The organism is Pseudomonas sp. LBUM1664 (assembly GCF_059695895.1).
This window is the reverse complement of record NZ_CP166791.1, coordinates 149,081-162,379: the sequence shown is the minus strand read 5'-3', so window position 1 is coordinate 162,379 and position 13,299 is coordinate 149,081. Positions and strand designations below refer to the sequence as shown.

Sequence of the window (13,299 nt, the reverse complement as noted above, 5' to 3'; positions counted from 1 at the left end):
ATAAAGCCACAAAAATATTGCGCGCCAGCCAGACTTCAACACGTTCGCTATCGAGCCTAGCCCATCCAAGGCAAACTTCCGGACATTGGACTATGGTTGGGTGAGTTGCTGACCTGCACGCTGATAGCCTGGTCAGAATTTATAGGGCTCCAGAAAGCGCGCAAGGGATTTGCCGATGTCCTCTGATGTATTGATCGACGCCCAATCGCTTAGTAAGTGTTACCAAATCTACGACAGGCCCAGCCATCGCCTCTTGCAGATGCTGATGCGCAACAAAACACGTTTCTACCGCGAATTCTGGGCACTCAAGCCCGTCACACTGCAAATCCACCGGGGCGAAACGGTGGGCATCATCGGCCGCAACGGCAGCGGCAAGTCCACGCTCTTGCAACTGATCTGCGGTACATTGGACCCAACAGGCGGGGCTGTTCAACGCCAAGGCCGTATTGCCGCCTTGCTGGAACTGGGCTCAGGCTTCGACCCGGACTTTACCGGTCGCGACAACGTCTACATGAACGCGGCCATTCTTGGCCTGAGTCGCGAACAGATCGATGCCCGCTACGAAGAAATCTGCGCTTTCGCCAATATTGGCGATTTTATCGACCAACCCACCAAGACCTACTCCAGCGGCATGCTGGTGCGGCTGGCGTTCGCGGTTTCAGTCTGCGTGGAACCCGATGTACTGATTGTCGACGAGGCGCTGTCAGTCGGCGATGCCTCTTTCCAGTTCAAATGTCTGAATCGTCTCGAGAGCCTCACTAACAGCGGCTCGACCCTACTGTTCGTCTCCCATGACATGGCCATGGTCAGGCGTTTTTGCCAGCGCGTCCTGTATATGCGCGATGGCCAGGTACTGGCCAGCGGTCCGGCCGAGGAAATGGCTGAACTGTATCTGTTGGACATGCGCGACGAGCAACGCCGCTGGGCCAGTAACGGCGCAACGGCGGTCACCCGCAAGACGTTCCTGGACACGCGCTCCGGCATGGCCTTCGGCACCGATGAAGGGCACATCAGTGCTGCGCGTTTCGCCGTCACCGGCCAACTCTTCAGCAGCTACAGCCACGCAGACACCGTCGAGATCGAGATTGAAGCGCAACTGCACGAGAGTATCGCTCGCCCGAACCTTAGCCTGACCATTCAAGAGGCACGATTATTAGTCATCGGCGGCGCCAATTTCCCGTTGAAACCGGGCCTTGTCATAGACGGCTGGTATTCAACGTCCCTGGTCGTGAAGTTCCCGGCGCGACTGGCCCCAGGGCGCTACCACATCACCCTGAAATTGATGCATGGGCTGACCGAGGACACCTCGCAGTTGATTGAAAAGCAGGTGGCCCTATTGGCCTTCGATGTATTGCCCAATGATAAAAACTTCCTCGGGGTGGTCGATCTTGGTGTGGAAAGTCTGGGGCCAGTAGTCGCGGTGAGTGTGCCCGTAACCGTACCCCAGGCGAACGCCTCATGAGCACTCAATCCACGCGCCAGATCGGTATCGTCGGCACGTTCGACGTACAGAACTACGGCGACCTGTTGTTCCCGCTCCTGGCTGAAGCAGAACTCGGCAAGCGGCTGGGCCCGATCCACATGCACCGTTTCTCCTATCACGCACGTACCACCCCATCCTGGCCATACGCGGTGAGCTCCCTGACTGAACTGCCGGCGCTGGTCGATGATCTGGACGGGCTGCTGATCGGCGGTGGCTTTCTTATTCGTTTCGATAAAGTTATCGCACCGGGGTACGCACCGCCTACGCCCTACATTCATCACCCCACTGGGTATTGGCTGACGCCGGCCTTGATGGCTGCCCAACTCGGCATACCCGTGATCTGGAATGCCCCTGGCATGCATTGCAATGACATCCCGCCATGGGGCGTGACGCTACTTCGTCTGGCGCTGATGAGCAGCCCCTGCGTAAAAGTCCGCGATGAGTTGTCCCGCGATGCATTGCAGTCGATATGCCCGCTGGCGAAGATCGAGGTATTGCCCGACACGGCATTTGCCCTACCGCAGCTTCTAGACAGCCAGCAACCCTCCGCGCCGTTGATGCAGCTGCGTAATGCGGTCGGGCTAGGGCCCCGGTATATCGTTATTCACGCGCTGTCGTTGGCCGAGCCCTATATCCAGATGTTCGAAAACGACCCAGCAGCCTTTGCCGATCTGCAGATTGTGCTTATCCCTATCGGACCGGTGCTGGACGACGATTCGGCGTTACTGCGCGCCAGGTTGCCTCAAGCAATCTGTCTGCCCTACTGGCCGCAACCGCTATTACTGGCTGAAATCCTCAGCCACGCCCAAGCGTTGATTGGCTATAGCTACCACTTGGCGATCACTGGGCTGGCGTTTGGCGTACCGGTGTTCTGCCTTGCAGACCTGCACAAAGGCAAGTACACCGCATTGGCTGACTTTCCCGAAATATTCGCCTTGCCGACAGGCGAAGTCCCCAGCACCCAATGGTTTCGACAGCGCATTGGCAAATGCCAACCCAGCCCTCAGGCTCAGGCCGCATCAAAATCGGTGCAGGCCTACTGGGATACAGCGGCCGCCGCGATAAAAGGGGGCCGTACTCGCCCTCCCGTGGCCATAAATGCGTTCTGGCTTGACCTTCCAAACCTGCTGGAAGGGCCTTCGCCAACAACGTGGTTGGACCTTCGCGAACAACTGGCAGACAGCGAAGCGCGGGTCCAACAACTGCAGAACTCCAGATCACTACGGTTGACCGCGCCACTTCGTGCCATTGGTCGCGCGTTGAGACACTTCAAAAGGAGCCGGAGCGTCCATGCTGAACATTGATCGAATCAAAAACGCCGAGCTCGAATCGTTGCCCTACCCATGGGCACGCATTGATCAGCTGTTTTTGCCTCATGACCGGATTGCACTCGCGCAGACCTTCCCGCGCGACCACTTCAAGACTGTCAGTGGCTACGGTGGAGAGAAAGACTACGAGTACGAGGCGCGGGCCTTGAAGCCCATGGGCAGCGACGAAATCATATTCGTCGAGCATTTGAGCGATGCCTGGAGGCGCCTTGCGCAAGATCTCGGATCACCCGCCTATCGAGAAGCGCTCTCTTGCCTGACCGGCAAGGACCTTAGCGAAGCGCCCATGGAAGTGAATGTATTCCACTACGGCCCCGGCGCGTCGTTGGGCGCGCACCCGGACCTTAACGACAAGGTCGTGACCCACATTCTCTATTTCAACTCGACATGGAACAAGGCCGATGGCGGTTGCTTGAACATTCTCAGCGCCAACGATATCAACGCTGTGAGTGCAGTTGTCGAACCGCTGATAGGCAACTCCGCGGTATTGGTGCGCTCGGATAGTTCCTGGCATGCCGTATCGCCAGTCGTCAATGGCTGCACCTCTTCCCGGCGTAGCGTCACGGTGACCTTCTACCGCCCAGGCTCTGTCAGTTCGATGTGGCCGGACAATGATCCCAGCCCGCTGCACGAGTACCACCATGGATAAACAGTCTGCGGATATCGAGCGGGAAGTCTTGTCAGCCGAGCTGGCTCGCGCGCAACTGGAGCGTGACGCAGCCCGCGCGCAGCTCCAGCAACTGCACGGTAGTCGTTCCTGGCGCTGGAGTGCTGCGCTGCGTTACAGCGCAAATATCTGGCGACATGGCCGTCTTGCGTTCACACACCGGGATCTGGAAACCAATGCGGTACAACTCAGCGCCTTGAAAAACCTGGCGCAGACGACAACGCTCGAGCCGCAACGCACCCTGCTGTGCTTTGCCAATATTGCGTGGCAAGCACGCTTTCAACGCCCGCAACAGTTGATGAGCCAATTCGCCGAACAGGGCTGGACGATCTTTTATATCGTGCCCTCGAACGACGCCCTCGAGGGCCAGGCCTACAGCGCAGAGCCGGTGGCAACCAATGTTCAGCAAATCAGGCTGCCATGTCGGGTGCCTCACCATTACTACTCGCAGATGCCAGACGCAAACACAGCCGCGGCTTATCGCGCCGCACTGGATGCGCTGATAGCCGATCATGCCATTACCCACGCCTGGTCGGTGGTGCAACTGCCCTACTGGACGCCCTTGGCCCTCGGCCTGCCATTTCCCACACTCTATGACTGCATGGACGATTGGGATGGCTTCCCACACATCGGCAAGGCATTGTTGCAAGCCGAGCTTCAATTAGTTGAAGAAGCCGAGCTGGTGACCGTTTCTGCCGGCCTGCTCCACACCAAATGGGCCGATACAGCCAAGGTGTGCCAAGTCATCCGCAATGCGGTCGATTTCGATTTTTTTGTCGATAACCTCAAGCCCAGCCACATCCTGCGCGATTGCGAGGGGCCGATAATCGGCTATTACGGAGCCCTGGCATCCTGGTTCGATTTTGCCCTGCTGGCAGAGGCTGCCCGGTTGCGCCCTGACTGGACGTTCGTGCTGGTAGGCGACGTATTCGTCGATGATCTCGGCGGCCTGGATCGCCTGCCGAACGTTCGGCTTGAAGGCTACAAGCCCTATGCGCAGATGCCGCTCTACCTGCAGGCATTCGACGTCTGCCTGATACCTTTTCTTCTCAACAACGTCACCCACGCGGTCGACCCGGTCAAGCTCTACGAATACTTGAGCGCCGGTAAACCGGTGGTCTCGGTACCGCTGGAGGAAATCCTCCATTACCACGCGCTGATGTACTTCGCGACCAATGCGCAGACGTTCGTCGCTCAAATCAACCGCGCGCTGCAGGAACCACCCGCCAAGCGCGCGCCACGCATCGCCATGGCCCGTGACAACACCTGGCGCAACCGTTTTGAAGAAACTCAGCGAGCCATGGTAGCCGCGTCGAGCGTTTCCATCATCGTTGTCACCTACAACAATCTTGCGCTCACCGCGCAATGCCTCGAGAGCCTTGCACACAATACCTGCTGGCCGGAGTATCAGGTCATCGTGGTCGATAACGGTTCGCAGGATGCCACTGCCCTCTACCTTGCCGCGCTGCGGGATCGGATGCCTGGACTTGAAGTCATCCTCAATGCGCAGAACCTTGGCTTCGCCGCGGCAAACAACCAGGGCCTGCGCCAAGCGCGCGGCAACATCCTGGTATTGCTCAACAATGACACGGTCGTGCCTAAAGGCTGGCTCAAACCCTTGGTCCAAGCCCTGCAAGATACAACCGTGGGAATGGTCGGTCCGGTCACCAACAACGTGGGGAATGAAGCCCGAATCCAAGTCGACTACAGCGATATTGCCGATTTGCAGCCGTTTGCCGACCGCCATGGCGCCGCCCATGCCGGGCAAAGTTTCGATATCCCGATGCTGGCGATGTTCTGCGTTGCACTACGTCGCGATGTAATGAACACAGTGGGTGAACTGGACGAACAGTTCGGGATGGGTCTGTTCGAAGACGATGACTACAGTCGGCGGGTGCAGACCGCTGGACTACGGACAGTGTGTGTGGAAAGCGCTTATATCCATCACTATGGCCAGTCAGCCTTCAAGGCCTTGATCGATAACGGTCAATATCAAGCGTTATGGGACCGTAACCTGGCCTACTTTGAAAGCAAATGGGGAACATGGCAGGCCCACTCCCATCGAGGCGTTGCCACGCCTACTCCCCCGCCTACTGCCCCACCGCCTATGGCCGCAAAGCTGACCCTGGAACAGCGACTACGAAACGTCTATTACCGCTTGCCGCTGCACCCCGGCACGCGCCATCGCCTGGGACGCATGTATCGAGCACTCATAAAGCCGGCCATCCGCCCGGCCCGCCAAGCGGTGGCTGCCCTGTCAGCGCCCGTGGATCGACCGGCGCTGGCAACGCGCGAGAATGACTTGCCGGACTACTTTGTTTGGGGCGTTATCGATTGGCACTTTCGCCATCAACGGCCACAGCAACTGGCCAAGGTGCTCGCCAGCCAAGGGCATCGCGTGTTTTATATCTCCAGCAATCTGCTGGACCGCAATGATGCCGGGTTCAACGTGGAAGCACTCGATACAAGCGGCAGGCTCTTCCAAATACAATTGTTCAGCCGTAACCCGCCGACCATCTACCACGCCAAGGCCAGTGAACAAACGGTGCGCCAGCTACGCGCCAGCCTCGGGCTTTTGTTGCAGTGGGTCGATAGCCAGGCGAACGTTTCATTGGTCAACCACCCTTTCTGGACCCCCATTGCCCGCGCGTTGCCCAACCATTGCATGGTCTACGACTGCATGGACAACCACGAGGGATTCGGCAACGACAACGCCGACCTGCTGGCCATCGAACACGACTTGCTGGCTCGTGCCGATCTCACCGTATTCACCTCTACCTGGCTGGAAGAAACGCTCGCGGCGAAGGCTCGACGCAGCTGCGTGGTGCGCAATGCGGCCGATTATTCGCACTTCGCCAAACGACCAGAGACGTGTTACCGCGATCCCGAAGGCCGGCGGATCATCGGCTACTACGGCGCTATTGCCCAATGGTTCGATCTGGACGTAGTGGCTGCCATCGCCGAACGCTTCAAGGACTGCTGCATCCTGCTGGTGGGCGCGGATACCGTGCAGGCATCGCGGCAACTGAAACATTTCGACAACGTCCTGTTCACCGGCGAAGTCCCCTACGCACAGTTGCCCCACTATCTGTATGGCTTCGACGTTTGCTTGCTGCCGTTCCGGGTAATACCGCTGACCCAGGCCACTAACCCGGTCAAGGTCTACGAATACCTCAGCGCCGGCAAACCCGTGGTCTGCACCGCGCTGCCTGAAATGCAGCAATTTGGCCATCACGTGCAACTCGCTCGCGAGACGGTGGATTACCTGGACGCTATTGCTGCGTTGCTTCATGACGATGGCGGGCGGCAAACCGTAGAGGCACGGCAAGCTTTCGCGCGCGAGCAAACCTGGGAGCACCGTGCACAGAGCGTGATGGAAGCGGTGAATCACACCCTCGGCGACGCGCAGGTCAGTGTGATAGTAGTGACCTATAACAACCTGCCCCTGACCCGCCTGTGCCTCGCCAGTCTTGAAGGCGACGACTGCGTTAAGGAGGTCATTGTCGTCGACAACGCTTCCTCTGACGGTACACCGCAATTTTTGGAGCACTGGAGCCAGGAACGCCCCGGCCGGCGATGCCTGCTCAATGACCAGAACCGTGGCTTCTCCGCGGCAAATAACCAAGGGTTGGCAGTGGCCACGGGTGATTTCCTGATGCTGCTCAATAATGACGCCGTCGTCACACCCGGGGCGCTGAGGACGTTGCAGAACCATTTACAACACGACCCCACCATCGGGCTGATCGGCCCGGTCACCAACAACATTGGCAATGAAGCAAAAATAGAGATCGATTACACGCTCGGAGTCGATATGGAATCAACCGCGGCACGGTACACCCGCAGCCACTGCGGCCAGACCTTCAAAATCCCGACGCTGGCTTTCTTCGCTGCCATGATGCCGCGCTCGACCTACGATCGCTTGGGGCCGCTGGATGAAACATTCGGGATTGGCTTCTTCGAAGATGATGATTACTGCAGGCGCATTGCACAAACCGGCCTCAGATTAGTGTGCGCTGAAGATGCGTTTGTTCATCACCGCCTTTCTGCCAGCTTTGATGAAATGAACAGGGCGGCGCGCCAAGCGTTATTCGACCATAACAAGGCGCTGTACGAAGCGAAGTGGGGCCAATGGCAACCGCATACGTACCGGACCTGATTCAAACGGGCACCCGCCCAGAGAAAGTATTGCACGATCGGCTTATTTATCTGGCGCCGACCCCTTGGGCAAGCTTTTCCCAAAGGCCACATGAATTGGTCAGGTGCTTTCATGAGCAGACTGGCGGTGAGGTGCTTTGGGTAGACCCTTACCCTACCCGACTACCCAATCTGGGGGACCTGCTACATCGGCCGCGCAATACGCTGGCAACGGCGCCGCAGCCAGCGTGGCTGCGAGTCATTCGCCCAACGGCATTGCCGATCGAGCCTTTGCCTGGCTCGGCGTACGTCAATAGCTGGTTGTGGCGGGACGTGGTTAAAGGCGTGTTGGATTTCTCTGAGGAACCGACACTGTTGATTGTAGGCAAGCCATCCCAGTTGGCGTTGCAGCTAATGAGAGAGCCTACGCTATGGGATTCGCGTTATGACGCCATGGACGATGTTGCAATGTTTTATAGCGGCATATCGCGCTGGGCTATGGCGCGACGGGAGAAGGAAACAATATTGGCGGCCCGACATACTTTTTGTTCGGCCAGCGCTTTGCAGCAGAGGTTGAAGAAGTGGGCGAAAGATCCGACCTGGGTAGCGAATGCCTGTGCGGCTGAGCGCCTCCCCGAGGCGAGCATTTCCCGGCGGGCGCCAGGCGACGGGCCTTTGATATTCGGTTATGTGGGGGTTATGGCGAAGTGGTTCGACTGGGCACTGGTCATTGCCTTGGCGGCGGCGCGGCCCGAGGCGTTAGTGCGGCTGATCGGGCCGGTGTTCGGGCCGTTGCCGCCAGGGCTTCCCAGGAACATCGAAATACGGCCTGAGTGCGAACATGCACTAGCGATGGAGGCTATGCGAGAGTTTGATCTAGGACTGATTCCCTTCCAGATCACACCGCTGACTGCCGCAGTGGACCCCATCAAATATTACGAATACCGGGCATTGGGGATTCCGATTCTGAGCTCCAGGTTTGGGGAGATGGCTCATCGGGGGAGATTGGAAGGTGTTTTTATTGCCGATGACGTTTCGCGTCTCGAGGACCTGATCGGCCAGGCGATCGCTTATGGAGCCTCGGCTGAAAGCATCAGCAGATTTCGTGCTGAAAATGCTTGGTCGGTGCGTTTTGCTCAGGCGAATTTGTTTGTGCGTTAGCAGAAGTGGAAACCGTGCTTGGGATGGACACCCACAAACACCGAGGGAGCGAGCCCAGCTCCCACAGTTTTTTTGGGGAACCTGGAAGTCAGCAGCGCCCTTCCAGAATCGCCGCATACCCCTCGCGAAAACTCGCATAACGCGGCGTCCAGCCCAGGGCCTTCGCCCGGGCATTGCTGCAGCGCTTGCTACCGGCACGGCGCACGCTGGCGTCTTCGGCCCATTGGGTAACGCCCATGTATTCGCGCAGCCAGCCCACCACCTCGGCCAGCGGTGCGGGGGCATCGTCGACACCGATGTAGCAATCTTCCAGCACCTTGCCCTGGCGATCAGCCTCTAGCAGAAAGGCCAGCAGACCTGCTGCATCGTCGGCGTGGATGCGATTGGCGTACAGCGGCGGGTCGACCACCACACGGTAGCCCTGACGAACCTGGCTCAGCAGCCATTCACGGCCTGGGCCGTAGATGCCGGTCAGGCGCACGCGACTGGCCGGGATGCCGCTGTCCAGCGCCATTTGCTCGGCCTGGAGCATCAGCCGCCCCGAATAACCACCGGCCTCGGTGGGTGAAGTTTCGTCGACCCACTCGCCCTTCTGCTGCCCATAAACGCTGCTGCTGGACACAAATAGCAAACGTTTTGGCTGCTGACCATGCTGCTTCAACCAACCCAACACGTGCTGCAACCCTTCGATGTAAGCCGCGCGATAACCCGCTTCGTCATGCTCGGTGGCGGCGGCGCTGTACACCAGATAATCGAGCGGCTGCACTGGCCAATCGGCTGGGCATTGCTCGCTGAACAAATCACCAGCAACCCCGACAACCCCGGCTGGCAGGTGCGAAACCGTACGTCGCAGGCCATGGACCTGCCAATGCCTGACCAATAACTGGCTGGCCAGGCGACCGCCGATATCACCGCAGCCGGCGATCAAAACAGATGGCGCGGACATCAAAATCTCCTTTCGTAAAGCCGCAGACTAGCCCTCGAAAGGGATGAGCGGCTAGCAATGCAGGAAAAAAAGATACTCTATTACTTCTGTTAACAAGAATTACTTGCAATAATGCACGCCACTTTTGTTCTCGGCCCACGAGGCCTGGAAGAACATCAACCTTCTTTTCCTCTCAGGTCCGGCCAGCATGAAACGCTCTCTCTCCTCCGCTTCGCCAACCAACCGACCTCGCGCCTGGAGCGCCGTGGCAGCCCTGCTGCTCAGCCTGCTGCTGGCACCTACCGCCGCGTTCGCCGATGCACAAACACCGGCCACTGCCCCGGCTACCGCACCTGCTGCTGCCCAGGCACCTGCCGACCCGGCTGCCCCTGTTGCGACGCCCGTGGCCACCGATCCGGCCCAGGCTGTCGAGGCAGACGCACCTGAAGTGCTCGAGCCCGACAACAGCCTGGGCATGGCCCACGACCTGTCGCCATGGGGTATGTACCAGAACGCCGACATCATCGTGAAAATCGTGATGATTGGCCTGGCCATTGCTTCGATCATCACTTGGACCATCTGGATCGCCAAAGGCTTCGAGTTGTTGGGCGCCAAGCGTCGCTTGCGCGGTGAGATCGCCGCCCTGAAAAAGGCCGCCACCCTCAAAGAAGCCAGCGCCACCGCCGCGAAGGAAGGCACCCTCGCCAACCTACTGGTGCACGACGCCCTTGAAGAAATGCGCCTGTCGGCCAATAGCCGCGAGAAGGAAGGCATCAAGGAGCGCGTGAGCTTCCGCCTCGAGCGTCTGGTCGCCGCCTGCGGTCGTAACATGAGCAGCGGCACCGGCGTGCTCGCCACCATCGGCTCCACCGCGCCGTTCGTTGGCCTGTTCGGCACCGTGTGGGGGATCATGAACAGCTTCATCGGCATCGCCAAGACCCAGACCACCAACCTCGCTGTCGTGGCTCCCGGCATTGCCGAAGCCCTGCTGGCGACGGCACTGGGCCTGGTCGCGGCGATCCCGGCCGTGGTCATCTACAACGTCTTCGCCCGCTCCATTGCCGGCTACAAGGCCCAGGTCTCCGACGCTTCGGCCCAAGTCCTGCTGCTGGTCAGCCGCGACCTCGACCACCAGCCGACCGAGCGCAGCTCGCAACCGCACATGGTGAAAGTGGGGTAATCGGCCATGGGCCTGCATTTGAAAGAAGGCGCAGACGACGATCTGGCCGAGAACCACGAAATCAACGTCACGCCGTTCATCGACGTAATGCTGGTGCTGTTGATCATCTTCATGGTGGCCGCTCCGCTCGCCACCGTAGACATCAAGGTTGACCTCCCGGCCTCGACGGCCAAGCCAACGCCGCGACCGGAGAAACCGGTGTTCCTGAGCGTCAAGGCCGACCAGCGCCTGTTCCTGGGCGAAGACGAGGTCAAGGCCCAAAACCTTGGCGCGACCCTCGACGCCAAGACTCAGGGCAAGAAGGACACGACAATCTTCTTCCAGGCCGATAAAGGCGTGGACTACGGCGACCTGATGAACGTGATGGACGCTCTGCGCAGCGCCGGATACTTGAAGGTCGGCCTGGTCGGACTCGAGACGGCGCCCAAGAAATGATCACGACGCGCCAAAAGCTGACGCGTTACAGCGGTAGCCTGGCGGTGGTGCTGGGCGTGCATGCGCTTGCCATCGCGCTGGCGCTGAACTGGACGTCACACCCGCCCATCGAATTGCCACCCCAGGCAATGCTGGTCGAGCTGGCGCCGGTTCCGGCCCCGCCACCGCCTGCCCCGCCAAAAGTCGTCACACCGCCGCAGCCTCCGGCGCCGGTCGAAGAGCTACCGTTGCCTAAACTCGCCGAAGCGCCTAAACCGACGATTTCCGTGCCCAAACCGGTCAAGCCCAAGCCAAAGCCTCAACCGCCCAAGCCTGTGGAGAAAAAACCGGAGCCACCAAAGGAAGAACCGTCGGAGCACAAGCCCAGCGACGCCCAACCCACCCAGGCACCGACCGAGAAATCCGCGCAACCGGCCCCCGGTCCTTCGCCCGCACAACTGGCGGCCAAGGCCAGTTGGCAAGGCACGCTATTGGCGCACTTGGGCAAGTACAAGAAATACCCGGCCAGCGCCCAGGCACGGGGCAAGGAAGGCTTGAACCGTTTGCGGTTCGTGGTGGATGGCGAAGGCAACGTGCTGTCCTTCGAACTGGTGGGCAAGTCCGGCAACGCCGATCTGGACCGGGCGACCCTGGAAATGATTCGTCGCGCCCAGCCGGTGCCCAAGCCACCGGCCGACATGCTGACCAACGGCTCCATCGAAATCGTTGCGCCGTTTGTGTACTCCATCGAGAAGAGCCGGCGTTAACGTCCCGATTCAAACGATGGCCCCCGTGGCGAGGGAGCTTGTTCCCGCTGGGTCGCGAAGCGGCCCCAAAACCGGTGAATGCGCTGCATCAGGCAGATCGTATTCGCCGCCTTCCGGGTGCTGCGCAGCCCAGCGGGAACAAGCTCCCTCGCCACAATGGGTACAACCGATAGAAAGGCATCGAAAGATGTCTTTTTCATATTCGGCAACGACCAATGAACATTAGACGGTGTCGCTGTGCGCCTTCAGTCTGATAACGTGCGTCTATCGATTGCAGGCGGTATGCTTGGCTCGCAACTTCATGGACGCTTGCTATGACCCTCACAGAATTACGCTACATCGTTACCCTCGCCCAAGAGCAGCATTTCGGCCATGCCGCCGAACGTTGCCATGTCAGCCAGCCGACACTGTCGGTGGGTGTGAAAAAGCTTGAAGACGAGCTCGGTGTGCTGATTTTCGAGCGCAGCAAAAGCGCCGTGCGCCTGACGCCGGTCGGCGAAGGCATTGTTGCCCAGGCGCAAAAGGTACTGGAACAGGCCCAGGGCATCCGTGAACTGGCCCAGGCCGGCAAGAACCAGCTGACCGCCCCATTGAAAGTCGGCGCAATCTACACCGTCGGCCCGTACCTGTTTCCACACCTGATTCCGCAACTGCACCGGGTTGCCCCGCAGATGCCGTTGTACATCGAAGAAAACTTCACCCATGTGCTGCGCGATAAACTGCGCAACGGCGAACTGGACGCGATCATCATCGCCCTGCCGTTCAACGAAGCGGACGTCCTGACCCTGCCGCTCTACGATGAGCCGTTCTATGTCTTGATGCCGGCCCAGCACCCCTGGACCCAGAAAAAAACCATCGACGCGGCCCTGCTCAACGACAAGAGCCTGCTGCTGCTCGGCGAAGGCCACTGCTTCCGCGACCAGGTGCTCGAAGCCTGCCCGACCCTGACCAAGGGCAGCGAAGGCGCCAAGCACACCACGGTGGAATCCAGCTCCCTGGAAACCATCCGTCACATGGTCGCCTCGGGCCTGGGCATTTCGATCCTGCCGCTGTCGGCGGTGGACAGCCATCACTACGCCCCCGGCGTGATCGAAGTCCGCCCGCTGACGCCGCCCGTGCCGTTCCGTACCGTTGCCATCGCCTGGCGCGCCAGCTTCCCGCGGCCCAAGGCCATCGAGATCCTCGCTGACTCGGTCCGCCTGTGTTCCGTGGCCAAGCCGCCCACTGCCAAGTAAGCCGA

Annotated in this window: 10 protein-coding genes; 9 read left to right on the top strand and 1 reads right to left on the bottom strand. The window is 59.6% G+C overall.

The window, feature by feature from the left end; all coding sequences use genetic code 11:
• Nucleotides 1-175: 175 nt before the first annotated feature.
• From ACA047_RS00710 to ACA047_RS00690, 5 genes are read left to right on the top strand one after another with little or no spacing between them, the layout of a single operon-like run.
• Entirely contained in the window at nt 176-1,462 is a 1,287-nt protein-coding gene (locus ACA047_RS00710) for an ABC transporter ATP-binding protein (RefSeq protein ID WP_497355778.1), read from the top strand.
• Entirely contained in the window at nt 1,459-2,787 is a 1,329-nt protein-coding gene (locus tag ACA047_RS00705) for a polysaccharide pyruvyl transferase family protein (protein WP_497355776.1), read from the top strand. The genes ACA047_RS00710 and ACA047_RS00705 overlap by 4 nt, the downstream gene beginning before the upstream one ends.
• Entirely contained in the window at nt 2,774-3,460 is a 687-nt protein-coding gene (locus ACA047_RS00700) for a 2OG-Fe(II) oxygenase (RefSeq protein WP_497355774.1), read from the top strand. Before ACA047_RS00705 ends, ACA047_RS00700 begins: the two co-directional genes overlap by 14 nt.
• Entirely contained in the window at nt 3,453-7,634 is a 4,182-nt protein-coding gene (locus ACA047_RS00695; protein ID WP_497355772.1) for a glycosyltransferase, read from the top strand. Before ACA047_RS00700 ends, ACA047_RS00695 begins: the two co-directional genes overlap by 8 nt.
• Entirely contained in the window at nt 7,607-8,773 is a 1,167-nt protein-coding gene (locus ACA047_RS00690; protein ID WP_497355770.1) for a glycosyltransferase family protein, read from the top strand. Before ACA047_RS00695 ends, ACA047_RS00690 begins: the two co-directional genes overlap by 28 nt.
• An 88-nt stretch (nt 8,774-8,861) precedes the next feature.
• On the opposite strand, the gene ACA047_RS00685 is transcribed toward ACA047_RS00690, so the two are convergent.
• Nucleotides 8,862-9,719 (bottom strand): SDR family oxidoreductase, encoded by an 858-nt coding sequence (locus ACA047_RS00685; protein WP_497355768.1) that lies wholly within the window; start codon nt 9,717-9,719, stop codon nt 8,862-8,864.
• Between the two features lie 187 nt (nt 9,720-9,906).
• Here ACA047_RS00685 and exbB point away from each other — a divergent pair, with 187 nt between their 5' ends.
• The 4 genes from exbB to ACA047_RS00665 all read left to right on the top strand — a co-directional run bounded on the left by exbB (nt 9,907) and on the right by ACA047_RS00665 (nt 13,294).
• A complete protein-coding gene (gene exbB, locus ACA047_RS00680) occupies nt 9,907-10,878 on the top strand; it encodes a tonB-system energizer ExbB (RefSeq protein WP_497355766.1) in 972 nt (323 codons plus the stop codon).
• 6 nt (nt 10,879-10,884) lie between these two features.
• Complete coding sequence (gene exbD / locus ACA047_RS00675; RefSeq protein ID WP_497355764.1) at nt 10,885-11,313, top strand: TonB system transport protein ExbD; 429 nt, start codon at nt 10,885-10,887, stop codon at nt 11,311-11,313.
• The gene (locus ACA047_RS00670; RefSeq protein ID WP_497355762.1) at nt 11,310-12,059 is read left to right on the top strand and encodes an energy transducer TonB family protein; all 750 of its coding nucleotides are present in this window, start codon (nt 11,310-11,312) and stop codon (nt 12,057-12,059) included. Before exbD ends, ACA047_RS00670 begins: the two co-directional genes overlap by 4 nt.
• A gap of 314 nt (nt 12,060-12,373) precedes the next feature.
• Nucleotides 12,374-13,294, top strand: coding sequence for a hydrogen peroxide-inducible genes activator (locus ACA047_RS00665; RefSeq protein WP_497355760.1), 921 nt, complete (start codon nt 12,374-12,376; stop codon nt 13,292-13,294).
• Nucleotides 13,295-13,299 lie beyond the last annotated feature (5 nt).

Coding starts and splice junctions, on each gene's coding strand:
- ACA047_RS00710 (WP_497355778.1), top strand. CDS start 176: ATGTCCTCTGATGTATTGATCGACGCCCAATCGCTTAGTAAGTGTTAC.
- ACA047_RS00670 (WP_497355762.1), top strand. CDS start 11,310: ATGATCACGACGCGCCAAAAGCTGACGCGTTACAGCGGTAGCCTGGCG.
- ACA047_RS00685 (WP_497355768.1), bottom strand. CDS start 9,719: ATGTCCGCGCCATCTGTTTTGATCGCCGGCTGCGGTGATATCGGCGGT.
- ACA047_RS00695 (WP_497355772.1), top strand. CDS start 3,453: ATGGATAAACAGTCTGCGGATATCGAGCGGGAAGTCTTGTCAGCCGAG.
- ACA047_RS00665 (WP_497355760.1), top strand. CDS start 12,374: ATGACCCTCACAGAATTACGCTACATCGTTACCCTCGCCCAAGAGCAG.
- exbB (WP_497355766.1), top strand. CDS start 9,907: ATGAAACGCTCTCTCTCCTCCGCTTCGCCAACCAACCGACCTCGCGCC.
- ACA047_RS00690 (WP_497355770.1), top strand. CDS start 7,607: ATGGCAACCGCATACGTACCGGACCTGATTCAAACGGGCACCCGCCCA.
- exbD (WP_497355764.1), top strand. CDS start 10,885: ATGGGCCTGCATTTGAAAGAAGGCGCAGACGACGATCTGGCCGAGAAC.
- ACA047_RS00700 (WP_497355774.1), top strand. CDS start 2,774: ATGCTGAACATTGATCGAATCAAAAACGCCGAGCTCGAATCGTTGCCC.
- ACA047_RS00705 (WP_497355776.1), top strand. CDS start 1,459: ATGAGCACTCAATCCACGCGCCAGATCGGTATCGTCGGCACGTTCGAC.